The following is a 24,592-nucleotide window of genomic DNA, read 5'->3' on the forward strand; positions in this document are numbered from 1 at the left end:
GGTTACTTATATCTGCTCTTAGAGCATCAAAGCTCGCCTAATCATAATATGGCTTTGAGGTTATTTCGGTATATGTTTAAAATTGCCGAATATCATAAAAAATCAACAAAAAGCAAAAAATTTCCTTTCATATATCCATTAATATTTTATAACGGTGTACAAAAATATAATGCTCCACGAAATCTATGGGAATTATTTGAGAATAGTGAACTTGTAAAATCTACATGGAGCGGTGATTATCAATTAATCAATGTACATGATATTCCGGACGAAAAATTGAAAGAAAAAGCATGGTCTGGGATTTTGCAATTTTTTATGAAGCATATTCATGAACGTGATTTATTAAAAAGGTGGGAAGAAGTAGCTGATCTTTTGCCTAAATTTGCTAAAATAGATATTGGTATTGAGCATATAGAACTAATTTTATGCTACACTTTGACCAGAATTAAACAAGATGATATAATAGAAGTAGAAAAACTACTTAAATCAAAATTAAATCCTAAAAAAAGAGAAAACGTTATGAAAAGTATAGCTCATCATTGGATGCAACAAGGTAGAGAAGAAGAAAAAGCTATTATGCTAAAGAAAATGCAAGAAGAAAAAGTTATGATGGCAAAGGAAATGATGAAAGAAGGGTTTTCTTTAGAGTCTGTTATAAAAATTACAAAATTGTCTAAAGAAGATTTAGAAAAATAAATATTATGAAAAGTATAGCACACCATTGGATGCAACAAGGCTAGTTAATGTTAAAATTTTTGTTAGTTTGAGTAAATAATGCATCTAGCGTGCCGTTTTTGACAATCTTTTTACATTGTTCATATAAATCAAAATCGTCATTTAATATATCATCATAGTTTGTATATAAATAGTTAATAAACGCAATAGAATCTTTTAACGCTAACTGCACGGCTTTATTATCTTTATCGCAACTCTCTATAATTTCAGGGAGTAGAATATTTCTTGTCTTATCATAAATCATATTTCCTGCTTCTTGTACACAGGCTTGAAACTTTTGAACGAGGGAATTAGGTTGAGATATTTCTTTAGGATTTATTATTTCGTTTTTACGTGCGTGGGTTATAGTGATAGCTACTTTCTTAAAATAATCCTCTACATCCTGCATTCCGATTTTATGGCGAAGAATATCATTTATACTAATTATTTCATTCTTAAGCTTTCTATCTTGTCTTTTTTCTAACCAAACACAAATTATATCTTCTATTGTATCAGTTATAAAGTCTGCTATAGCTCCAACAAAAGGTAAATCTTTAATTACTGGATTGAAAAATTTTATTCCAAACAATATTATTCTTTCTCCTATAGTTTTTTTAATATTATTTTTAAAAAACTCAGTTTCTGCAATACCGCAAGCTTTTAAAATATTTTTTGTATTCCAAAAAAGTGCATTACAATAATTGTATAATTTAGGATTCTCTTCTTTTAATCTTTCAACTTCCCTATTAATTTCTGCTTTATTTATAATTCCGCCATCTTTTAATATATTCTCATGTGCATTTAATCGGATATTTACTTCAGTACCTAACAATTTAAAATTAGAGGTTTCTAACTCTACTTTCTCATTTTGGATTATTTCCATTATATCTTTAAACAAGTCTCTGCCCTCTTCATTTACTAGCTGCCATTCATTGAAGTTAAAATATTCAGCACTCTTAACAAAGCACTGAATAAATTTTTTGGATTCTATTTCTTTAAATATTTGTTTTATTGTTTCTTCATCAATTTCAGCGGGATAAATAGCTGCTACTTTCTCAAAATTATTATTATTAAACTTATATATTAGATGGTTTCCAAAAACGTTTCTTTTTTCTAATAATATTATGGCATTATCCTTAATATCTCTTACATAAGATAAAAGTGGTGCTTCGGTGGAAAGTTTTGCTTCTTCGTTTGTTATACTATTGACGTCCATAATATCACTCGCCGCTATCTTAAGTCCTAATCCTTTATTTAAAAATAACGGCTTATGCGTTTTATACTGCTCTGCTAACGGATCATCAGTTGCGGCAAGTAACATGGTAGCAAACTCCTCTAAGTTATCATTTTGAAATATTTCATAGCGTCTATCTTCAAAGATTATCTTGCCTGCTATTTTTTTGTGATCTTTATTAACTGCTACTGTAAAAGTAAAATGGTAGTTTTTTACACAGTTTAAAATAAACTGACTTTCTAGCTGATTTATAACCCCACTCTTTAATATAGTTTTACATATTTCCTTTAAAAATACTCGTGTTTCAGCTATATTCGGAAATTCCTTAAAACATCCATTAAACCACTCTATCACTTTAGGATTTTTTCTTTTTGCGTATTCCTGAGTGATATGGTCAGTTATTTTATGTAGGGTAGTTTTAAATACTGGATATGAATTTTTGTAAAGTTTTTGGTTTTCAGTTAAAATCGTTATTTTAAGTAATTCTGCAAAGTTTCTATAGCCTACTTTAATAAACGACATTTCGTTTGATATTTTAGCTAAACCCTGAGCAGCTATATGTTTGACATATCTATCATTTTTGGAATCACTTATTACTTCGCTTAAATCTGTAAATAATTTTTTTGTATGTTTTACTTTTTTAATCTCAATTAGAATTAAAATTGCTTCAGATTTAACATCAACATCAGGGTTATTACTTAGTTTTATTAATATTTTAGATGCTTCTTGTCCTATATTAGGATTTTCTTGCACCATCCAACCTAAACTTCTTAAAATTGTAAAATTAATATAATTGTTGAAATCGCTAATTTTATGGATTAGTAGCTTCAATAGTTCTAATCCATCTTGTGCTAAATTAGGATTTGCTTGTACTATCCAACCTAAGCTTGTTATAACTTCAGGTGTAACATTGTTTTTATGAACTACTTCTTCCAATAATATATCAAATATTTTCTGTGCCAAATTAGGTTTTATTTGTACTATGGAAGCTAAACTGCTAACAGCTTTAGACCTAACATATTTATTAGTGTAAGGATTTGTAATTAACTTTCTTAATATTGTAAATACTTTTTGTGCTAAAATTGGGGTCGTATTTACTAATCTTGCTAAACTTTCAACAACTGTAAATTGGATATAATCATTATAATTATTTAACAGTTTTTTTAGTGTATCAAATACCTTTGGCGTTATATCTGGTATTGTGTTCGTTAATTCAACTAAGCTCCAAGCGGCTGCAGATTTTACTCGAATTTCAGAATTTTCTAATAAATTTTTTAGCATATCAAATATTTTTGGTGTTATATCAGGTGTCGTATTTATTAATTCAGCTAAACTCCAAGCAGCTGCAGATTTTATTTCATTTCTATGATCGTTTATTAGTTCTTTTAATATATCAAATGTTTTGTGTACTGAGGTGGCCCAATTTGTCTAGACTAAAAATTAAGATTTATGAGATATAAATTGTATTATAATTTTACTCAATAATTTTTGTAGAATACACCTGTTCTGGAGTGAGATATTCTAATGACTGGTGCATTCTTTTTCTATTATAAAAATTTATGTAATCAGTTATAGCATTTTTTGCCTCCTTGACAGTATTTAAAACCATCAAATATATTTTTTCTTGTTTTAATGAACGCCAAAATCTTTCTATAAATACATTATCTAGGGCTCTGCCTTTACCATCCATACTGATTTTGATTTCACGTTTAATTAGTTTATCTGTAAAATCTTTTGATGTAAATTGAGAACCTTGATCTGTATTAAAGATTTCAGGCTGACCATATTTTATTATTGCTTCTTCAAGTGCATCAATACAAAAGTCACTTTCTAAACTAATAGACACCTTCCAGCTCACAATATAACGACTAAACCAATCAATAATTGCTACCAAATATACAAATCCTTGTGCCATTCTAATATAAGTGATATCTGTACTCCATACCTGATTTACTTTAATAATTTCAACTCCTTTTAAAAGATATGGATATATTTTATGAGCTTGATTGCGCTTACTTAAGTTCATTTTAGGATAGATAGCTTCAATAGCCATTATTCTATAATAACGACTTACTGCCTTGCGACCAATTGTGATGCCCAATGGTACAAGGTGCTCAGACATTCTTCTTGCTCCAAAGTAAGGATGCTGTGTGTATATTTCATCAATCACTTGCATTATTTTTAAGTCTTTTTGGGTTAAGCCTTGTGGCTTGTAATAATAGCTAGATTTGTTAATAAACAGTAGAGTACATTGCCTAGCGATACTTAGATTACTACACTCTTTATCTACCATATTTTTTCTAATTGCCAAGTCCAAACAATGTAGATTTTTTTTTCAACCAGTCACGTTCAACAGTTAACTGGCCTATTTGTTCATACAATTGTTTTATTAAATCCTGATGATCTGGATCCTTAGATTGTGGCTTAATTTGAAAACTACTAATTAAATTTTCTATACCTCTTTTCTTCCATGCTTGTATTTGTGTCGGATGAACTCCATATTTGCTACTAATTTGAGCTATTGTCATTTCAGCTTTTATTGTTTCTAAAACTATCTTTGTTTTTTCTGCTGCACTATATTGTTTTGCTTTTTTGGACATATAATTTCTCTTTTGTATCTGAAAATTATATCTCATTCTAGCATTTTAGTAGTCCAGTTTTTGGGTACCATTATAATATCATATATAATACCGTTATTAGGGCTATTAAATAAATTTCCTGACTCTAAGCTATGGGTATATTCAAATTTGTCATACTTACTAAAACTAGAATTATTGATTAAGAATTTGAAAGTTCTTATTGCTTCCTCTACTAAACTAGGTATCGCCTCTACTATTCGGGTTAAGTTTAAACCGGTTACAAAATCCTCATTGTAATTTCTAAGCAATTTTTGAAAGATTTTGATTATTTGTGGTTCTAGTTTAGGTATTGATTTTATTATTTCAATTAAACTCTCTAGAACTAAATAATTATCATTCAGTTTTTTAATATTTCCTCACTTAGATCAGGGACAATAATTATTATTTCAGCTAATATTATATTTACATATTCATTTAATGCCCATGTATTTAATGGTAGTATTTTGCTCAAGCTTTTTCGTATTACAGTCTCATCTATAGTCCCATCTAATATTTCTGCTAATTTCTGCAATACTAATTCCTGTAATTGTATATTTTCAATTACCAAAGAATTTATCAATCTTTCATAAACTTTAGTTTTGTTACCCCACTCAGTTCTATTTGATAGAGCCGCTATTATTTCTGCAGATGTTTTTAATTCTTGAAATGTAGCTTCTTTGCTTTGTAACTTCTCATTCACCACCTGAACAATCGATTCGGATAAATAACCGCTATCTATTATATGCTGTTCCCAGATTGTAATATCCTTTAATACAATATCATCTATTAAATTTTGGATTTGTTTTAAATATGGTATTCTATTGTTAAATTCGTCCTTGATTTTGCTTTGAGCTAATAAATGCATTAGTAATGCAATTTTCTTTTCAATCCCTAGCTCTAATATTCCGTTAACGTTGCAAGTTGCAGCTTCCCAAAATATTTCTATTAATTCTTTACTATCATCATTATTTGCTATTCCGGCTAAAAACTTTAAAGTCATTAGATATTTTGGTTCGTTTCTATGCTCACCTATAAAACTTGCTATTTTGCTTTTAGTATGATTATCTAATAACTGATTTTTTAGATAACGGGCGGCTAAAAATTCTTGAAAGGTTAAGTGAATAAATTGATAATTTTGTCCCTCTCTTCTTAATAATCCTTGTTCTATAACTTCGTCTATGTCTAATGTGTCTTTGTTGTTTTCTACTCGTTTATTTTCTACTAACTTCCCTGTTGTGCTAAGTGATTCATAAGCTATTTGTTCTAAAAACTCATTATGTTTTTTAAATGATTATTAGCTTCTGTTTTACTCTTATATTTATGCTGGGTTTTTGCTAGATACCTATTATTAAGCCAGTCTATTATCCCGCCGTATAAACGACTTATATTAAAATCTTTATTACCATCTACCCGAAACTTATCCCTTACTTCTGGATCATTCCACATTAAACATATTAATGCCGTATTGATCGGTACTTCGCATATTTCTTTTATTTGATTGTTAACGGCTAAAAAACTTTTCAATTGCGTCCTAAGCTCTTGATCATGTTTAAAGCTTTTACTTACATATTTCTCTATCCCTTCGCTATCCCATCCTGTATTTTCTACCTTGCGTTCAAACTTATTGTTAATATTTTCTGTGATTGCATTAGGTCTAGAGCTCATTATTACGTTTTTATACTGAAATACTGCCTCCATAATATCTCGGTAATCACGATTATCTTGGGATAAAAATGCTACTTCATCGTAACCGTCAAGCAATAATAATACTCTATCTTTGTTGCTTATATTGATTATTTCGTGCGGTTCTATATTTTCTAAATTCAAGCAATAATGAATGAAACAGGCTAGTTTGTTTTGACGTAGCTCCTTAGCTTCGTATTCTCTACTCCAATTTTCATTTAACAATTCCTTTAACTTAATTCTAAAGACATAATCAAATTTATCATTCCATAAATTATCTTTGCCCCATTTATAAGATAGGTAGTGCATTAACGTAGCCCTGCCCCACCTAGTAACAGCACTTTACCGACATCTGCTTGTATTCTGTTTATTGATTCGGCTATATTTTTTATTTCCGATTCACTTTTATTAGATATATTTCTATAAAGTAGATTCAGCTTATTTTCTTCCTCAATTAGTGGCTTAATTATATCATTAATTATTTCTTCTCTAACTCGATAATTCTTTTCAAGTAGCTCTCTTATCCTATTTTCTACATCTATAGCTTTAAAAATATCTTCTATTTCTACCGGTTTCTTTTCGCCGGTAACTTTATCATGTAATGCTGCTTTAGCTGAGTCATTATCTTCGCTAAGTAATATCTGTAATTTTATATAATACTCATCTAAAGATAGGGCTTTAATCTGCTCATCCTCTATTAGCTTCGGTAAAGTATCTTGGGAACTATATAGAGCTTTTAACACGTTAAAGACTTTGGTTTTTTCTTGCATATTTATTAAATCATTAAAAAAATCTTTAGAATTATATCAGATAAAAATGCAAGTTTAAATTGTAAAATCTTAAACTTATTCAAGTTTTATAAATTATTGAGATGTAATAGTTTAGTAATTCTAGTTTCTTAACCTACTTATGTTCGGTTTACAAAAACTATTGCATATTTTGGCTCTATAGTTTATTTTGATTAGCAAACTAATATGCTGAATTATTTATAAATAACGGATTATTACAAATGGCAACTACCATATTAAAAAATGAAGGGCTAGATTTTCATATTAAAATTTCAACTCCTTTAAGTGAAATAGATAATGATATTCAAAAAGAGCTGGTCGACTTAACAAAAAAGGTCAAAATAGCAGGTTTTAGAGCTGGTAAAGTACCTATTGCAATTGTTGAGAAAAAATATGGTGCTTCTGTCAGAAATGATATAATAGAAAAAAGAATTAATGATTCAGTAAATCATGTTATTAAGGAGCATAATTTAAATATTATCGGCAGACCAAAGATTGATGATTTACAAAACGAACCTAATAAGCCTTTAGAATTTACAATAAAAATGGAATTATTGCCTAAAATTGATATTCCAGATTTAAAGAAAATATCTATAAATCGTCCGAAATTAGAAGTAAGTCCTGATGATGTTGAAGAACAACTCAAAAAGCTTGCGGAAATGATGAAAAGTTATACCAAAGAAAGTAAAGCAAAAGCTAAAGATGGGGATCAAATTACCATGGATGCAGTTGGTTATGTTAAAGATGAAGCTTTTGAGGGTGGCAAACTTACAGATTTTAAAGTAGTTATTGGTAGCAATGCACTTATTCCTGGTTTTGAAAAGCAATTAATAGGTTCTAAAGCTGGTAGTGAAGTAGAAGTTAATGTAACTTTCCCTGAAAATTATCATGCTAAAGATTTAGCTGGTAAGGATGCTCGTTTTGTAGTCCAGGTTAAAGCTGTTCATACTGCAGAACCTACAGTCATTGATGATGAGTTTGCTAAAAAATTCCAAAGCAATAGCCTTGAAGAGCTACGCACTCACTTTACCAAAAAAATAGAAAATGAATCGGAAGAAGCTATTTCTACTATTATGAAAATGAATTTATTTGATCAACTAGAAAAATTGTTAGATTTTGACGTGCCTGAATCTTTATTAGATCAAGAAAAAAATATCTTAAAGTCTGAAACTGACAAAAGCGAGCAAGATGATTCTGTATTCAAAGATAAATCACCAGAACAAGTAAAAGAATACTATGATAAATTAGCATTACGTCGTGTTAGAATTGGGTTAATGCTTGCAGAATATGCAAAAGATAAAAATTTACAAGTAGAGCCTGATGATCTTCGCAGAATTATTATGCAGCAAGCACGTAGCTTTCCTGGTCAAGAAAATATGTTGTTTGATTTTTATAAAAATAACCCTAGAGCTGTTGAGCAGCTTAAAGGACCTGCGTTAGAAGAAAAAGCGGTACAACATATTTTTGATAATGCAGTAAATCTCAAAGAGAAAAAATATAACAGAAAAGAATTAGAAAAATTATTAGAATCAGAAGAGCAACGCATTACTGCTATGTAATAATTTTTATTCACTTCCTGTCATAGCATCAATTTGGTGACCCAAAATTTTTGGGTTGCCCTACTCTTTCACAATGACGATATCACATAAGCCCTATAAACCTATTTACATAAACAAATAATCTATGTTATAATATCTATATAACAATCTAGCTAATCTAGACATATTGGAGCTTAAATATGAATAAATGGCAATTACACGAGGCAAAAAATAAGCTGAGTAATATTATCGACACAGCAATGCAAGGTACACCTCAATGCATTACAAAAAGGGGAGAAGAAGCAGTTGTAGTTATTAGTATAAAAGACTATAAACAACTTACTAAACAAAAACTTAGTTTTAGCGAGTATTTATTGAGTGCTCCTGATTTTAATAAATTAGATCTCCAAAGAGTGCAAGGAAAGGCAAGAGATTTCGAGTTATGAAATATTTAATAGATACTAACGCTATATCGGAATTATATAAAAAGAATCCTGATAGTAAGGTAGTACAGTGGTTTTTAAGTATTCACACTAGTCAATTACATATAAGCTGTATAACTATAGGTGAAATAAGAAAAGGTATATCAAAATTAGCAAAAAAAGATAAAGTAGCAAGTCTAAAATTAGAAAAATGGTTAGAAGGAATAATAATAGATTATGATAAAAGAATTCTTGATATTGACAGAGAAATATGTGAAGAATTAATAAGTATAGACGGTACTAATCCAATCGATACTTTAATAGCAGCACAAGCAAAACAACATAATATGATATTAGTTACTAGAAATACCAAGCATTATAATATGTTTAACATTAAAATATTCGATCCTTTTAATTGATCAAAATTTTCTTTCCCGATAACAATGCCTTATGAAAAAACTATCGTTTCAGCAAATTATACTAACCTTGCAGAATTATTGGCAGGATTATGGATGTGCGATTTTGCAACCTTACGATGCCCATGTTGGAGCTGGTACGTTTCACCCTGCAACAGTGCTTCGTTGTCTTGGTCCAAAGCCTTGGTCTGTCGCTTACGTACAGCCGTCAAGAAGACCTGGGGACAGCAGGTATGGCATGCATCCTAACAGAATGCAGCATTATTACCAGTTTCAAGTTATCTTAAAGCCCTCACCCGACAATATTCAGGAATTATACCTTAAAAGCTTAGAATGTTTAGGCATAGATTTAAAAGCTCATGATATTAGATTTGTCGAAGATGATTGGAAATCACCGACGCTAGGAGCGGCAGGGCTTGGATGGGAAGTATGGTGTGACGGTATGGAAGTGTCGCAGTTCACTTATATGCAGCAAATTGGCGGTATTGAATGTAAACCCGTTGCCGGTGAAATTACTTACGGTTTAGAGCGTCTTGCTTTATATATTCAAGGCATCGATGAGGTAAAAGAACTTGATTGGAATGGTCAAACAGGCGAAAAAGCTTTAAAGTATGGTGAAGTTGATTTTGAAGCTGAGCGGCAATTTTCAAAGTTTAATCTAGAGTTTGCCGATAGCGAAATGTTATTGCGTCATTTTAAAGATAGTGAAGAACAATGCGAGTGGCTAGTAGAAGCAAACTTGCCGTTACCTGCTTATGATTATTGTCTTAATGCAAGCCATTATTTTAACTTATTGAATTCACGTGGAATAATTAGCGTAACCGAGCGTGCTTCATATGTTTTAAGAGTGCGTCATTTAGCTAAAATTTGTTGTATGAAATGGTTGGAGATGAGCGGTGAGTGAATTATTATTAGAGCTATTTAGCGAAGAAATACCGGCTTTTATGCAAAAAGATGCAGAAGAGGGATATTTAAGCATTTTCACCAAAATTTTTGAAGAGAACGAAATATTTGCAAGGTTACAAGTATTTTCAGGACCTCGCAGGATAACGCTGTATGCTACACATTTGCCGAAAGTAATGTTACCAAAAGAAATAGAGATTAAAGGACCGAGTACAGAAGCACCGGAAGCTGCAATTAATGGCTTTTGTAAAGCTCATAATGTTAGCAAATTAGAGCTTTCAACTAAGTTAATTAATAATCAATTATATTATTTCTACATTAAAAAAGTAGCAGAAAGACAAATAAAAGAAATTTTACCTGAAATTATTGTAGAAGCTATTAATAAATATAGCTGGGCAAAATCTATGTTTTGGGGGAATTACAATATAAAATGGATTAGACCGCTACGAAATATTTTATGCATATTTGATGGCGAAATATTACCTCTGCAATTTGGGTATTTAGCCGCTAATAACATCACTTTTGGGCATCGCCTTACTGATAATAAAAAACTCGAAGTAACTGATTTTGAGGATTATAAAACTAAACTCACAGAAAATTATGTAATTTTAGAAAGATTAAAACGAGAAGAAATAATTAAAAACGGTTTATTAGAGCAAGCAAATACTCATAATTTAAACATAAAAGAAGATTTAAGATTAATTGAAGAAGTAGCAGGGCTTAGCGAATTTCCGGTAGTATTATGCGGAGCAATACCGCAAAAGTTTTTAGAGTTGCCCAAAGAAGTGCTAATTTCTTCAATGCGTACTCACCAGAAATATTTCTGTTTATTTGACAGATCAGAAAATTTTGCCCCATATTTCCTTTTCGTTAGTAACGGCAATTTTGCCAATAGCAAGCTAGTCGTACAAGGTAACGAGAAAGTATTATCGGCAAGGCTGTCCGATGCCTTATATTTCTACAAGCAAGATATAGCTAAAACTTTAGAAGCAAATTCAGAAAAGCTTGCAGCTGTAACATTTCACACAAAGCTTGGTAGTTTAAAGGAAAAAGTAGAGCGTATTACTAATATTTGTAAATATATCGATCCGAATAATAAATATTTAATTACCGCAGCTAAACTTTGTAAAAGTGATCTTGTTTCTGAAATGGTTGGAGAATTCCCCGAGCTGCAAGGTATTATGGGTTATTATTATGCAAAACATGAAAACCTAAATGAAGAAATAGCCGTAGCAATCAGAGATCATTATAAGCCGCAAGGTTTGAGTGATAGCGTACCGGTTGGTAATGCTGCTTTGCTTGCGATTGCGGATAAATTAGATAGTTTAGTAGGTTTAATGATAGCTGGTGAAGCCCCGACAGGTTCCGGTGATCCATATGCGTTAAGACGTCAGGTATTAGGCATAATAAGAATAATAATTGAGAATAAATTAGAGCTGAATTTAAATAGTTTAATTGATTTTTCTTTGAAATTATATTCATCTGATAAAGATAAGGATTTAATAATATCGTTTTTTGAGGAAAGAGCGAAATTTTATTTTAAAAATGAATATGATATTTCGCTAATTAATGCTGTTCTTGATTTAAATTTAGCAAATATAAAATTTAAGCTTGATGCGTTGAAAGAGTTTTTAGAAAAAGAAGACGGGAAGCAATTATTAAATGCTTATAAACGAGCAAGTAACATACTTGGAAGCCAAAATATTGATGGAGCTGTTGAGCCTAATCTATTTAGTACTCAACCTGAAAAGGAGTTATTTGAAGTAACTCAAAAGCTTTCACTACAAATTGTCGATAAGGATTATGATAAGGCATTAAATCTATTGCAGACTCTATTAACTCTGATTACTAGCTTTTTTGATAATGTACTTGTTAATGATAGTGACCAAAAAATTGCCAAAAATCGGTTGTTAATATTACAAGATGTTTGCAAATTATTTCATAAGATCGCTAAATTTAACCGCTTATGATAAAACAAGCAGTTCAATTTATAACCTCCGGTAAAGTCGTAGTTTTTCCGACCGAAACAGTATATGGAATAGGAGCGGATGCTACTAATCAAGAAGCATGTTTAAAAATCTTTCAATTTAAAAATCGTCCTGCTATCAACCCGCTTATTGTGCATGTCTCATCTATAGAGCAAGCAAAAGAAATAGGAGAGTTTAATTATATAGCCGGAAAAATAGCAGAAAAATTTTGGTCTGGTCCGTTATCTATAGTTGTTCCGTTAAAAGAAAATGCAAATATTGCAACGGCAGTTACGGCAGGACTTAAAACTATAGCAATTCGTATACCATCCCACCCATTAGCATTGGAACTTATTAAACAATCCGGAAAGTCAATAGCTGCTCCAAGTGCCAACCCTTCAAATTATATAAGCCCGACTAGGCTAGATCATGTTACAAAGCATTTTAATGATAATGAAGAAATTTTTATTCTAACAGACAAACATTATCAATCTAAATATGGATTAGAATCAACTATCGTCGATACTACAACTGATATACTTACTATTCTTAGAGAGGGGTTTATCACTGCTGAAGTGTTAGAAGCAGCACTTGATATTAAAATTGGTAAAGCATCAAAAAATATTAATATTAAAGCTCCAGGAATGCTTGAGAAACATTATTCCCCAATAGTGCCGATTAGATTAAATGCTACAAACTTAAATGATAAAGAAATTGGGTTAAATTTCGATGATAGCAATCTTAAAGGGGAATATTCATTAAACTTAAGCAGTAAAGGCGACCTTACAGAAGCAGCAGCCAATCTTTATGCATATTTGAGATTATTAGACGATTATGCTGCTGCTCATAATATAGAATATATAGCGGTTGCTCCCATACCTTCAATAAATATAGGTGTTGCTATCAACGATAGATTAAAACGTGCTGCAAATAACTAATTATTTCTTATCAGCATCTTTATTATCTTTTGCAGTATTATTATCTTTATTATCTTCGGTAGCCATGCTGGAGGAAGATAATCTTTGTTTATATTCTTGTTCTTTTGCTAAAAAATTTTGTGCTTCTTTAGAAAGCTTGTCATATAGTTCACGTTTCTTTTTATTAATGTTAACTATTTCTACCCTATATTTTTGTATTTCTTCACGTATTTCTGGTTTAATAGTGCCAGCATAGGCATAAAATTCATCTAGAATTTTTTGTGTTGTAATATCTGTTTTGGTATCTTTTTTTGAAGCATTAGATATAGTATCATCTGCAAAGCCTTTTGAGGTTAACAATAATATTGCAGAAATAGTAATAATTATGTTTCTTATCATATAAGCCTTATTAAAATTTTATCACATAAGTAGATCATGTTTAAATCTGATAGTCAATCTATAATGGTACCCAAAAACTGGACTACTAAAATGCTAGAATGAGATATAATTTTCAGATACAAAAGAGAAATTATATGTCCAAAAAAGCAAAACAATATAGTGCAGCAGAAAAAACAAAGATAGTTTTAGAAACAATAAAAGCTGAAATGACAATAGCTCAAATTAGTAGCAAATATGGAGTTCATCCGACACAAATACAAGCATGGAAGAAAAGAGGTATAGAAAATTTAATTAGTGGTTTTCAAATTAAGCCACAATCTAAGGATCCAGATCATCAGGATTTAATAAAACAATTGTATGAACAAATAGGCCAGTTAACTGTTGAACGTGACTGGTTGAAAAAAAAATCTACATTGTTTGGACTTGGCAATTAGAAAAAATATGGTAGATAAAGAGTGTAGTAATCTAAGTATCGCTAGGCAATGTACTCTACTGTTTATTAACAAATCTAGCTATTATTACAAGCCACAAGGCTTAACCCAAAAAGACTTAAAAATAATGCAAGTGATTGATGAAATATACACACAGCATCCTTACTTTGGAGCAAGAAGAATGTCTGAGCACCTTGTACCATTGGGCATCACAATTGGTCGCAAGGCAGTAAGTCGTTATTATAGAATAATGGCTATTGAAGCTATCTATCCTAAAATGAACTTAAGTAAGCGCAATCAAGCTCATAAAATATATCCATATCTTTTAAAAGGAGTTGAAATTATTAAAGTAAATCAGGTATGGAGTACAGATATCACTTATATTAGAATGGCACAAGGATTTGTATATTTGGTAGCAATTATTGATTGGTTTAGTCGTTATATTGTGAGCTGGAAGGTGTCTATTAGTTTAGAAAGTGACTTTTGTATTGATGCACTTGAAGAAGCAATAATAAAATATGGTCAGCCTGAAATCTTTAATACAGATCAAGGTTCTCAATTTACATCAAAAGATTTTACAGATAAACTAATTAAACGTGAAATCAAAATCAGTATGGATGGTAAAGGCAGAGCCCTAGATAATGTATTTATAGAAAGATTTTGGCGTTCATTAAAACAAGAAAAAATATATTTGATGGTTTTAAATACTGTCAAGGAGGCAAAAAATGCTATAACTGATTACATAAATTTTTATAATAGAAAAAGAATGCACCAGTCATTAGAATATCTCACTCCAGAACAGGTGTATTCTACAAAAATTATTGAGTAAAATTATAATACAATTTATATCTCATAAATCTTAATTTTTAGTCTAGACAAATTGGGCCACCTCAATCAAAAGATATTTTTAAAATTTCATTTAATATTCAGTATAAGGATATAAATATATTTGAAGAATTTTTTACAGAAAAAGTAAGTGCCATTTCTGTTTATGAAGTAAAGTCAAAAACTTTAGAATCACAACCTAAAGATATTTGGTGCTTTGAAATTTATTGTGATAATCAAACAAATTTAGTTTCTTTAAAAAAAGAAGTACAGGAATTATTAACCCACCAATTAAATACCTGACTTAAGAGGCATATTTAACATCATCGGCTTGGAACAATTTTTGTATATGTTTAGGATTGTTCTGTAAGCAACGTAAATAAGATTTAAGATTGTATTTTAACTCATCTTTTGTAAGAGGTATATGTTTTCTATTTACATTTCTTTTTAAGTCATTATTTAAGTATTCATCTGGATTATGTTGTGGAGTATAAGGAGGCAAAAAAAACAAAGAAATTTTATCTTTATGCTTATTTGTCCAGCTGTATACTTTTTTACTATGATGTACTTTTAAATTGTCTAATATTAAAAAGATCTTCCTTCTTGCAGATTTCACTAATCTTCTTAGAAATTCTATAAATATATCTGTTTTTAGTGTATCTTCATATAACATGAACCTTAGTTTACCATTGTTCGTAACAGTTGATATCATATTTATAGTAAATCGTTTTGATTTATGAATAACTACGGGTGTTTTGCCTTTTAAAGAATAGCTCTGTAACACCTGACATTCTGATTTTATACCCACTTCATCACACCAGTGTATTTCAGCTTGTTCCATTTGTGCTTGTTTTACTATTGCGGGATATTCTTCATCTAGCCATACTTGAACTTGTTTTGGCTGTTGCTCATAAGCTAATTTCTTTGGTTTTTGTGCAGTATATCCCCATCTTCTTAAATATTCTCCAATCGTACTTAATGGCAAAAAGAAACCACAGCATTTTTTAATCAGGGCATTAATAGCTTTTCTTGACCATAGTGCAGATTTGATATTGTGATCTTCTGGTCTAGAGTGATTTATATAATCTTGTATTTTTTTACCCAGCATTTCATTTATTATTCTTTTCTCTCCTGTCTTTCTTCCTCTAGACTTGCCAGTTATTGCATATTTATCACCTCTTCTTCTTTTGTTAACCCAGTTACTAATAGTCTGACGTGTTACTCCTATAAGATTTGATACATCTGATTGTTTTTCTCCTTTATCAATTGCTCTTAATGCAACTTTTCTTAAAGCTGCTTGTGCACTCGTTGATAATGTCCTAAAATCTTCTTTTTTTAGCATTATTTCATTCTAACATTATATTTTAGTATTTGCAACTATTATGTCAGGTATTTAATTGGTGGGTTAATATAATGGTTCAGCAACAAATGGTGCAGTTGGTGTTGTTCCTGCTAACAATGCAAGCGGAAGCACTTACCAACCTTCAAATAATAATGGTTCTGCTTCGGATATATCTGCTATCGGTAGCAGCAGAGATAACCAAGTAGGTGCAGGTGGTAGTGGTAATGGCGGAAGTTCAAATAGTGGAATAAGTCGTTCTAATGCTAATGATGGCTTTAATGCTGCTAAAGATAATGCGAGCATTGGTAATCAAGAAATCAATAAGAGAATGGAAGCTGTTAAAAACGCAGACGGCACTAGCCCTGATTCGGAAGAAGCTGATTCACGTAAATGTGGTGCAGCAGTCGGAGGTGATGATTATAATACCGGTAATGTTTACGGTGTATGGATAAGTCCATATTACGGAAAAGCAGTACAAGAAAGCTCTAAGCGACGGATTTAGTGGTTATACAGCTAAATCTGAGGGTGGATCAGTCGGTGTTGATACTGTTATAAATGATAATATAGTCCTTGGTGCTGCTTATACTAGAATCGATACGAAATTACGTTATAAAGATTCAAAATCTGGTAATGTTACAAAAGTCGAAACTAATATGGGTTCTGTATACGGATTATACAATTTTGCAGATAATCTATTTATAGAGGGTATAACCACCTATTCACGTAGTAGAATTAAGACTAATGAGTTACGTGGTACTGTAGATGGTGTCATTGTCAAATAAAAAGGGACCACTAAATTACGTAAAAAAGGGACCACTTTATTTAAAATTTTTTATGTCATATTACCTCCAGATTTATAGTTATTAATACGATAACTTTTACCTGTGATGTTTAGTATATGTGCATGATGTACTACTCGATCAATAATTGCATGAGTTAATAACTCATCAGCAAATATTTCATTCCATCTTTCAAAATCCTTGTTTGTGGTGATAATGGTAGATTTATTTTCATATCGTTTAGCAATAATATTAAAAAAATCATCTACTGAATGTTTTGGTAATTGCTTAAAACCTAACTCATCAAGAATTAATAAGTCAAATGATAAGAGTAATTTAACTTTTTTGTGATAGCTATTATCTGCTCTTGCAATATGTAAATTATAAAGCATATCCGATACCGTAGTAAAATATACAGAGTATTCTCGTGTTAAAGCTTTTAATGCTAATCCAATAGCAAGATGAGTTTTGCCAGTTCCAGAATTACCTATGAATATGACATTGCCCTTAGTATTAATATAATCACAAGTAGATAAATCACTTATTACTTTGGTATCAATACTTGGTTGGAACTGAAAATCAAAGTCTTCTAAATTTTTAGTTACCGGTAATTTAGCAGCATTTTTACGACGACGGTAATTATTATCCTTACGGTGAGATTTTTCATCTTCACATAATAGTGAGAGAAATTCTTTAAATCCTAGTTTATTATTTTGAGCATAAATAATCCTTTCATTTAAGCTATTGACTATACCTGATAATCTAAAACTACGTAGGTCATTAAGCAAGTTCTGCATTCTGACCTCCAAACTCTGGCAATGGTAAGTTTACTGCATTACTATTTAAGATATTCTTAATTTTAGAGTAAGAACTTATACCGTAATGTAATGCTCTATGACAGGCTTTATCTATTAACTCATCATTGTAAACCTTACGTAAAGAAATAATACCTCTGGCACAACGTTGCCAATCATTTACTCGTGTTTGTTGTAATAACTCTAATAATAAACTGCAATTATTGCCTATCTGCTGCATTTGTTGTTGATAATGTTCGCTATATTCTATAAAACCTGGGCATAGACGTTTATATTTGGCATAATGAGACGGATTAGTGGTAAATATTCCTTTGCCATCTACTCTAACGTGCCTTGCTATTAAATCATTTTGTATAGAAAATATTTGAACAAGGTTTGGTGATAATTGTACCAATACTTCACTGTATATATATTTTGCTGGTACGGAATAATAATTATTATCTATGGTGATATGACAATCTTTTGCTACTTTTCGATTATGCCACGATGATAAATCAAACGTTTCTAATGGTAAGGGCATTAAATTATTACTTTCTTCTTGCTCAAATAGTTCCTGAGGAATTTTTTTAGTAGTACCATGTATTCGGTTATTTGCTTTATTTAACCAGTTTGCAAGATCGTGTATTAATTCTTCATATCTATGAAATTTACGTCCAGCAAAAAAATTATTTTTGACATACTTTATGCCTGATTCTACTTTGCCTTTTTCTTGAGGTTGATATATACGACAAGGAGAAAGTAAAATCCCATAATGATCAGCTAAACGTTTGTATTCCTTCTGATATACAGGCTCATAGAAATTGCTATCTACCACCCCAGCTTTAAGATTATCAAGTTTTATTACTTTTGGACTACCAGCAAAATAATTAAATGCATTGATATGACATTGTATCCATGTTTTACAACTTTGATCAAACACTACTTCATAATAATCAAGGCGACTATAGCTTAAACGCATATTAAACACATATGCTTTAACTCTACGCCCTTGGGCATTATACTGTAAGCCTATGTCACCAAAATCTACTTGTGCTTCCTCTCCTGCTAAAGTATGAAAACGAATGCAACTGTTATTCTGAATCTTATATTTTTTGATATAACGGGTTAGCGAACCATAACTTTTTGTATAACCTTGAATTTTTAACTCTTCAAAAATTCTTATGTAACTTAGATTCTTTTCTAATAACTCAATTATTTGTTCGTGCCAAGAATCCAGTGCTGAAGATCGTTCATAGGGTGCAGGATATTCTGTACCAGACTCTACGTAACGATTTATTATTTTTCTTACTGTTTTACGGTCTATCCTTGTTAGTTTGGCAATATTTCTTTGACTGTTGCCTTGCTTATAAAGGGTGATAATTGTTGTGTACATATTTATTCTTATCATTGTATCACTAGATATTTATTTTAATTAATTATCTAGTGAATATTGCACATTATAACCTTATTAGGTTACACCAAATTCTCTGGTCCCTTTTTCGTGCAATTTAGTGGTCCCCTTTACTTTAGCAATGACATTTAAAGAAGTTGCAATTAAGGAACAACACTATCTTCAAGCCGGTCATAAATTATTTAATGAGGGTGATTATCAAACAGCAATGTTTGCCTATAAGAAAGCTTTCGAATGTGGAAACGTAAAGTATGAGAGTGGAAAAACACATTTTGATCTTAATTTTGATGTTGAACCATTTTTAGCTATAGGAAATGTTTTTGAAATTGAAGAGCAATATGATAAAGCAATGGCATTCTATAATAAAGCCATAAAACAAAAAGATAATTTTCAAATTTCAGAAAGTACAACAGTGATGTTTGAAAATCAACTTGATTATTATAATAAATCTCTTGCAAAAGCTTATTGTTATAAAGCTCTATTATTAGAAAAATTGAAAGCAATTGATGAAGCTTTGCAAAATCTTGATGAAGCCATAAAATATAATAAGTTTTCATGTGTAGCTTACTGGGAAAAAGCAAATATTTTAAAAGAAGCAGGACAGTTTGATAAAGCAATAGCAGTTTATGATGAATTGATGACTCATGAAAGAAATATGAGCGATAACGATAGAATTGTCACTGAAACTTATCATTATAAAGCACAACTTTTAAAAAGGATGGGTAAAAACGAAGAAGCTATTGTAAATTTTGACGAATTTATTACTTCTGACAAGGGATATTTAACTCCAAAGAAGATCAGTTTACAAGACGCTTATTGGGAAAAAGCAGAAGCTTTAGACAATTTAAATAAAACAGGCGAGGCTAATTACTGTAAAGGTCTTGCTTTATATTATTCAGAAGAAACAAATGATCATAAGGAATCTATAGCTTTTTTTGATGAAGCTTTAAAATATGCTAAGGAAGCTGACAATATCTTCTTATATAACTTTTATAAGGGTTGTTCATTAGTTAAATTACATCAAGAAATTGAGGCAAATGAATGTTTTAATAATGCTGAGGCTAATGCTAAACATCAAAATATACAAATATTTTTACAAGCATTTACACAGTTTAATAGTCAAATTATTGAACGGCAGTTTAGTGAAATAAATACAGATGACTTATTAACAAAAAGAGAAAGTTTCATACAAGACTTTACTCGGCGAGTATTATTAAAACTAAATAAACCAGATTCGGGTAATTATATTGACAAAGAATTGGAATTCTTGACTAAACAATTAGGAGAACTTAATAGCTCACTAAGTTTGGAAATAAGCGAAACTAATCAAACTACTTCAGATGTTGCTGAATTTGTACCACCTATGGGTGAAGACACCAATATGCAAGATCATCATGATATTAATTAATAACGTTTTGCTGAAGTTGCTATATAATTTACTCTACTCGGTGTTATCTAGTTGCTTGTACCTGCGGTATCCAGAAAATAATAAAAAATACTAATTTTATTAGTATTTTTTAACTGGACCCCGTGAATAAATCACGGGGTTATAGGAGTAAGACTACCCCTCAAAAATAACATCACTGTAAAATGACAATTTGGAGCTGAATAATTACCCAGTAATCTTTGTACAACGGTAAAATTGAGAGATAAATTATTACTGCTATTCTATATATCATCCCTTACGTTCGCTCAATACTTAATTTATACCTTTATTAACTTGACGGTGCCATCGATTGTTTTTGGGGAGGATTACCTTTTAAATAATCTACTAAATAGCGAGCAAATTGGTTATTTTGAACTGGCAAACTTACAATATTTTTAATATCCTTTCTAATGGAAGATAAAGGATCATTTTTATTTTTTATATTCATAATATAACCATGTAATTCTTCTTTATTATTCGCAGTATACATACCTTGCTGCATCATTTTTCCAATTTCATTTAAAGAACTTTTAACAGGAGTATAGATGATAGGTCTTCCTGTCAAAAAGAACTCTGCCATAGTAGAGCTAAAATCACCTATGTACAAATCTGCAGTCATTATAGTATCTAAGAAATCTCCACTATCTTCAATCCTAAAATTTTTTAAACACAATAATTCCTTAATAAGCATATTATAAGAATGACGCTTCATAATTTTTGTATTTTCGACCAATTGCCATTCTAACAATGGATGACTATAAAATACAAAGTCAATATTACTATCAGTTTTAACAAGAGTAATAAAGTAATCAAGATATTTTAAAAAATTAGAACTCTCTGATGTTCCTGTCCATCTAGGTTTCCAGACTATTCTGAAAGATTTTTCTCTCGAAAGACTCCAACGTTTTGGGAAATCTTCATAATTGTGTAAATATTTTTCACATTTTAAGTATCCTATAGCTTTTGCCTTTTCAGGCATTTTTTGATTGATTTCTTTTTCTATATATTGATTTTCTACAAAAATTTTCCACATTACTTTTGTAAAAGGATTTTTTTCTAACAATCCCTTGTAGAGACCCGTATGTTTTATCATGTTAAGACCATAAGAAATATGTGCAATGCGAGCGTACTGAGCAACATGAGTAGAATGAAATAATTCGGATTTCCTATAGTCATCGTATAAAATTTGATATATAACAAGATCAGGAGAAAAAGATTCAATATCTATATACTCTTTTGAACATGAGTTATATCCCATTACATACGGTATGTTTCTTTCGTCAAAATAATTAGCTAGCTCTTCGATATTATTGAATACATAGTTTTTATTTTCACATGGGATAAGTATAAATTGTACATCAAAGAATTTATCCTGTTTAATTTCATTATAAAAACTTTCAAATAAATTAAATGTAGGATTTTGAATAATAAGAATTATTTTCATCTAATGGTCCTTAAGAAAAAACTAAAATATCGGTCTGTAGAAGTTAAGACGGACTGTTGAAAAAGTGCTTTATACCTAATCCTTTCTATGTAATAACTTAAAATTTTACTAAATAAACGCATTTTAGCGTAAACTAAGAGTTTATATTTTGTAATATATTTAAATCATTGTAGACTTTTTCAACAGCCCGAAGATTTAATCTTACAGATATTTAAAATCTAAATGTATGCTTCTGTTAAATTTTTTAACTTTTGTTGTTCTTCATATTTTTGCTTATATTCTGTATTTAGCAAGATGTTTTTCTCATGATTAGAAACTCTTCTCGTGATTTCATATGCATTTGTTGCCTTTCTGTTCCATATATAGCCTAATTTCGGCACCGTCAAGTTAATAACGGTATAAATTAAGTATTGAGCGATGGTAATAACAATTGTTCACGTTTTTGTGATGATATTTTTTTAGTTAATAGAGATAAACCGATACATCGCTTAACTCTTGAAATTTGAGTTTCAATTAGTGTCCTAATTCCATAACAGTATTTTGCGTCATTGCGAGGAGGCATTCCTTGGGTAGATCAGTTCCACTTTGGTCATCCCGTGTAGGCATTGCCAGCGTGGATCGAAAAACGCCCTAAGGTAGTCATCTAGTTGCTTAACCACGGAATCCAGAAGAACAATAAAAAATACTAATAATATTAGTATTTTTTAACTAGACCCTGTGATTTATTCACGGGGTGACAGGAGTAAAACTAACCTATGCTGGCAACGCCTATAATTTAATCAACTGAGATTTATTTCCAAACTCTTCTATTCCTTTTAAATCGGTGGCTGTGACCCATAATTGTAGATTGATGCTTATAAAAAATTCGGTTAAATAGTTTCGTCTTCTATCATCTAAATGAACAAATACCTCATCTAAAAGCAAAATAGGAGCTGTTTTAGTTAACTTTATAGCATAATTCATCTCGGCAAGTATTATTGCAATTAAAATAGCTTTCTGCTCACCAGTAGAGCAAAATTTTGCCAAGATATTCTTATATTTATGCTTAACCAAAAAATCACTTTTATGGACTCCAAAGCTGGTGCGACCAAGTAATTTGTCTTTATCTCTTGTTTTATGAAGCTCTGCTGCAATAAAACCAACAACATCTTCTTCGCCGTTTAATATTTTCTGCTCTACCATGCCATCAATTGATAACTCAGCTTTTGGGAATTCGTTTTCAAGTTCATCAATTGCTTGCTGCATAAACTCTAAAGTTTTGAGACGATTATTAGCAATGTAGATTGAAGTGTCAGCCATTTTTTCTTCAATAGTTTTAAGCCAATTATTATCCCACATATCTTCAGCTAGAATTTTATTCCGCTCCTGCATATAATGTTCATATTTACTAACTAATTCTGCATGTTTTGGATCAAAATTATAAACTATTCGGTCAAAAAATTTTCTTCTATCACTAGTACCACTTGTAAAAATCCCTTCCATTTGAGGAGTAAGCCATACCATACTGGTAAATTTACTTAACTCATTATTGGCGATCTTAGAATTATTATATTCGGTTGTTCTTCTATTGGATATGCGTTTGATTTGTGTGCTAAACTCTGCAAGCCCAAGCTTACTTTGCAATAAAGCCCTAACAGAGCAATGATCTTCTGACTCTCTACATATATCAGCAAGCCTTGCTGATCTTAAACCTCTACCTGGATAGAAAAGCGATATTGCTTCTAAGATATTAGTTTTACCACTGCCATTTTCACCAATAATAGTTATTGGAATGTTATCGGTTTTTAGCTCGAGATTTTTGAAATTACGATAATTCTCAACTATTAAAGAATGTAAGAAAATATTTTTCATTTAAAATTAAATTATTTAGATACAATATTCATGCCATCAAGAAATTGCCATAGCAATTTTGCTCCTTCTATTGCTCCTTGATATGTTAATTTTTGTTCCTTTGCGTCTAAATTCTCAATCAAGTTTGCACATTCTTGAGTATGCCATTGATCAATTTCGCTATGAACAGTGAAAAATTGTAATGTTTTGTAATCTGAAATTCCATAGAATTTTTTTAATCCTTGAATTTTGGAGTCAGATACTTCCGGAGTTTGACGCTCATAAGCATAAAGAGCACCAAGACCTTCAGCAAAAGATTTTTCTGTTAATTTAAAATAACCTTGAACAAGTTTTTTGGTTGAGTTTAGTTCAGGTTCTAAAGTAAAACTGCTTCTTGAACAACCTAACCCTTCAGCAAAACGTTTCCATAATTCCGGATGATTTTCGTCTCCTTGTTCTTCTTCTATAAGATTACCAAGTAATATCTGTCTAGTTTCTATATCACTACATTTAGAATGTATTGCACTTATATAGCGTGGAAAAGCTGCAACATGATGATAATATTCTTTTGCATAAGTTTGTAAAGTAGAATGACTAAGTTTTCCCATATTCCATAATTGATAAAATGGGTGATTTAAAAGATTATATTGTTTAAGATCTGTATTGAGCTGTTCTAAAAATTTCACGTTACTTCCTTTTATTATTAATGTT

Annotated in this window: 27 protein-coding genes; 12 read left to right on the forward strand and 15 right to left on the reverse strand. The window is 30.6% G+C overall.

Annotated elements, in window-relative coordinates:
- Positions 1 to 12: 12 nt before the first annotated feature.
- Positions 13 to 696, forward strand: a complete 684-nt coding sequence (locus AAGD54_RS09065) for an Rpn family recombination-promoting nuclease/putative transposase (protein ID WP_341795215.1) — start codon at positions 13 to 15, stop codon at positions 694 to 696.
- Positions 697 to 736: 40 nt separating this feature from the next.
- On the opposite strand, the gene AAGD54_RS09070 is transcribed toward AAGD54_RS09065, so the two are convergent.
- The 7 genes from AAGD54_RS09070 to AAGD54_RS09100 form a co-directional block, all read right to left on the reverse strand.
- A complete protein-coding gene (locus AAGD54_RS09070; protein ID WP_341795216.1) occupies positions 737 to 3,340 on the reverse strand; it encodes a HEAT repeat domain-containing protein in 2,604 nt (867 codons plus the stop codon).
- An 82-nt stretch (positions 3,341 to 3,422) separates the two neighbouring features.
- Positions 3,423 to 4,241 (reverse strand): IS3 family transposase, encoded by an 819-nt coding sequence (locus AAGD54_RS09075; RefSeq protein WP_341794310.1) that lies wholly within the window; start codon positions 4,239 to 4,241, stop codon positions 3,423 to 3,425.
- A 7-nt stretch (positions 4,242 to 4,248) separates the two neighbouring features.
- Complete coding sequence (locus AAGD54_RS09080; RefSeq protein WP_341794552.1) at positions 4,249 to 4,548, reverse strand: transposase; 300 nt, start codon at positions 4,546 to 4,548, stop codon at positions 4,249 to 4,251.
- A gap of 32 nt (positions 4,549 to 4,580) precedes the next feature.
- A complete protein-coding gene (locus AAGD54_RS09085; protein ID WP_341794654.1) occupies positions 4,581 to 4,835 on the reverse strand; it encodes a hypothetical protein in 255 nt (84 codons plus the stop codon).
- A gap of 89 nt (positions 4,836 to 4,924) precedes the next feature.
- The gene (locus AAGD54_RS09090; RefSeq protein ID WP_341794655.1) at positions 4,925 to 5,566 is read right to left on the reverse strand and encodes a hypothetical protein; all 642 of its coding nucleotides are present in this window, start codon (positions 5,564 to 5,566) and stop codon (positions 4,925 to 4,927) included.
- A gap of 263 nt (positions 5,567 to 5,829) precedes the next feature.
- Positions 5,830 to 6,558 carry an NACHT domain-containing protein gene (locus AAGD54_RS09095; RefSeq protein WP_341794656.1) on the reverse strand — a complete coding sequence of 243 codons (729 nt, stop codon included), beginning with the start codon at positions 6,556 to 6,558 and terminating at the stop codon, positions 5,830 to 5,832.
- Positions 6,558 to 7,019, reverse strand: a complete 462-nt coding sequence (locus tag AAGD54_RS09100) for a hypothetical protein (RefSeq protein ID WP_341794657.1) — start codon at positions 7,017 to 7,019, stop codon at positions 6,558 to 6,560. The genes AAGD54_RS09095 and AAGD54_RS09100 overlap by 1 nt, the downstream gene beginning before the upstream one ends.
- A 239-nt stretch (positions 7,020 to 7,258) precedes the next feature.
- On the opposite strand from AAGD54_RS09100, the gene tig reads away from it, so the two are divergent.
- The 6 genes from tig (at position 7,259) to AAGD54_RS09130 (ending at position 13,221) form a co-directional block, all read left to right on the forward strand.
- Positions 7,259 to 8,596, forward strand: coding sequence for a trigger factor (gene tig / locus AAGD54_RS09105; protein WP_011478013.1), 1,338 nt, complete (start codon positions 7,259 to 7,261; stop codon positions 8,594 to 8,596).
- A 179-nt stretch (positions 8,597 to 8,775) separates the two neighbouring features.
- A complete protein-coding gene (locus AAGD54_RS09110; protein WP_341788538.1) occupies positions 8,776 to 9,021 on the forward strand; it encodes a type II toxin-antitoxin system Phd/YefM family antitoxin in 246 nt (81 codons plus the stop codon).
- A complete protein-coding gene (locus AAGD54_RS09115; RefSeq protein WP_341794658.1) occupies positions 9,018 to 9,416 on the forward strand; it encodes a type II toxin-antitoxin system VapC family toxin in 399 nt (132 codons plus the stop codon). Before AAGD54_RS09110 ends, AAGD54_RS09115 begins: the two co-directional genes overlap by 4 nt.
- A 31-nt stretch (positions 9,417 to 9,447) precedes the next feature.
- A complete protein-coding gene (locus tag AAGD54_RS09120) occupies positions 9,448 to 10,317 on the forward strand; it encodes a glycine--tRNA ligase subunit alpha (protein ID WP_341794659.1) in 870 nt (289 codons plus the stop codon).
- The gene (gene glyS / locus AAGD54_RS09125; protein ID WP_341794660.1) at positions 10,310 to 12,286 is read left to right on the forward strand and encodes a glycine--tRNA ligase subunit beta; all 1,977 of its coding nucleotides are present in this window, start codon (positions 10,310 to 10,312) and stop codon (positions 12,284 to 12,286) included. Before AAGD54_RS09120 ends, glyS begins: the two co-directional genes overlap by 8 nt.
- Entirely contained in the window at positions 12,283 to 13,221 is a 939-nt protein-coding gene (locus tag AAGD54_RS09130; protein WP_341788534.1) for an L-threonylcarbamoyladenylate synthase, read from the forward strand. The genes glyS and AAGD54_RS09130 overlap by 4 nt, the downstream gene beginning before the upstream one ends.
- Here the strand turns inward: AAGD54_RS09130 and AAGD54_RS09135 are convergent, their stop codons facing one another.
- Positions 13,222 to 13,599, reverse strand: coding sequence for a hypothetical protein (locus AAGD54_RS09135; RefSeq protein ID WP_341794661.1), 378 nt, complete (start codon positions 13,597 to 13,599; stop codon positions 13,222 to 13,224).
- Positions 13,600 to 13,733: 134 nt separating this feature from the next.
- On the opposite strand from AAGD54_RS09135, the gene AAGD54_RS09140 reads away from it, so the two are divergent.
- Both AAGD54_RS09140 and AAGD54_RS09145 read left to right on the forward strand, forming a co-directional pair.
- A complete protein-coding gene (locus AAGD54_RS09140) occupies positions 13,734 to 14,033 on the forward strand; it encodes a transposase (RefSeq protein ID WP_341794311.1) in 300 nt (99 codons plus the stop codon).
- A 7-nt stretch (positions 14,034 to 14,040) separates the two neighbouring features.
- Positions 14,041 to 14,859 (forward strand): IS3 family transposase, encoded by an 819-nt coding sequence (locus AAGD54_RS09145; RefSeq protein WP_341794310.1) that lies wholly within the window; start codon positions 14,041 to 14,043, stop codon positions 14,857 to 14,859.
- 300 nt (positions 14,860 to 15,159) lie between these two features.
- Here the strand turns inward: AAGD54_RS09145 and AAGD54_RS09150 are convergent, their stop codons facing one another.
- Both AAGD54_RS09150 and AAGD54_RS09155 read right to left on the reverse strand, forming a co-directional pair.
- Positions 15,160 to 16,197 (reverse strand): IS630 family transposase, encoded by a 1,038-nt coding sequence (locus AAGD54_RS09150; RefSeq protein ID WP_341794233.1) that lies wholly within the window; start codon positions 16,195 to 16,197, stop codon positions 15,160 to 15,162.
- 132 nt (positions 16,198 to 16,329) lie between these two features.
- Complete coding sequence (locus tag AAGD54_RS09155) at positions 16,330 to 16,500, reverse strand: hypothetical protein (RefSeq protein WP_341788723.1); 171 nt, start codon at positions 16,498 to 16,500, stop codon at positions 16,330 to 16,332.
- A gap of 25 nt (positions 16,501 to 16,525) precedes the next feature.
- Here AAGD54_RS09155 and AAGD54_RS09160 point away from each other — a divergent pair, with 25 nt between their 5' ends.
- Both AAGD54_RS09160 and AAGD54_RS09165 read left to right on the forward strand, forming a co-directional pair.
- Positions 16,526 to 16,699, forward strand: a complete 174-nt coding sequence (locus AAGD54_RS09160) for a hypothetical protein (protein ID WP_341794662.1) — start codon at positions 16,526 to 16,528, stop codon at positions 16,697 to 16,699.
- Positions 16,656 to 16,979, forward strand: a complete 324-nt coding sequence (locus AAGD54_RS09165) for an autotransporter outer membrane beta-barrel domain-containing protein (RefSeq protein ID WP_341795217.1) — start codon at positions 16,656 to 16,658, stop codon at positions 16,977 to 16,979. Before AAGD54_RS09160 ends, AAGD54_RS09165 begins: the two co-directional genes overlap by 44 nt.
- 50 nt (positions 16,980 to 17,029) lie before the next feature.
- Here the strand turns inward: AAGD54_RS09165 and istB are convergent, their stop codons facing one another.
- On the reverse strand, positions 17,030 to 17,773 hold the full coding sequence (gene istB / locus AAGD54_RS09170; protein ID WP_341794290.1) for an IS21-like element helper ATPase IstB: 744 nt from the start codon (positions 17,771 to 17,773) through the stop codon (positions 17,030 to 17,032).
- Entirely contained in the window at positions 17,757 to 19,163 is a 1,407-nt protein-coding gene (gene istA / locus AAGD54_RS09175; RefSeq protein ID WP_341794291.1) for an IS21 family transposase, read from the reverse strand. The genes istB and istA overlap by 17 nt, the downstream gene beginning before the upstream one ends.
- 139 nt (positions 19,164 to 19,302) lie before the next feature.
- On the opposite strand from istA, the gene AAGD54_RS09180 reads away from it, so the two are divergent.
- On the forward strand, positions 19,303 to 20,589 hold the full coding sequence (locus AAGD54_RS09180) for a hypothetical protein (RefSeq protein WP_341794663.1): 1,287 nt from the start codon (positions 19,303 to 19,305) through the stop codon (positions 20,587 to 20,589).
- Positions 20,590 to 20,896: 307 nt separating this feature from the next.
- On the opposite strand, the gene AAGD54_RS09185 is transcribed toward AAGD54_RS09180, so the two are convergent.
- From AAGD54_RS09185 to AAGD54_RS09195, 3 genes are all read right to left on the reverse strand, one after another.
- Positions 20,897 to 22,051, reverse strand: a complete 1,155-nt coding sequence (locus tag AAGD54_RS09185) for a hypothetical protein (RefSeq protein ID WP_341794664.1) — start codon at positions 22,049 to 22,051, stop codon at positions 20,897 to 20,899.
- Between the two features lie 768 nt (positions 22,052 to 22,819).
- A complete protein-coding gene (recF, locus tag AAGD54_RS09190; protein ID WP_341788573.1) occupies positions 22,820 to 23,902 on the reverse strand; it encodes a DNA replication/repair protein RecF in 1,083 nt (360 codons plus the stop codon).
- A gap of 11 nt (positions 23,903 to 23,913) precedes the next feature.
- The gene (locus AAGD54_RS09195; protein WP_341794665.1) at positions 23,914 to 24,567 is read right to left on the reverse strand and encodes a CADD family putative folate metabolism protein; all 654 of its coding nucleotides are present in this window, start codon (positions 24,565 to 24,567) and stop codon (positions 23,914 to 23,916) included.
- Between the last annotated feature and the right edge of the window lie 25 nt (positions 24,568 to 24,592).

This window comes from Rickettsia endosymbiont of Rhinocyllus conicus (genome assembly GCF_964026465.1).
Classification (GTDB): Bacteria; Pseudomonadota; Alphaproteobacteria; order Rickettsiales; family Rickettsiaceae; genus Rickettsia.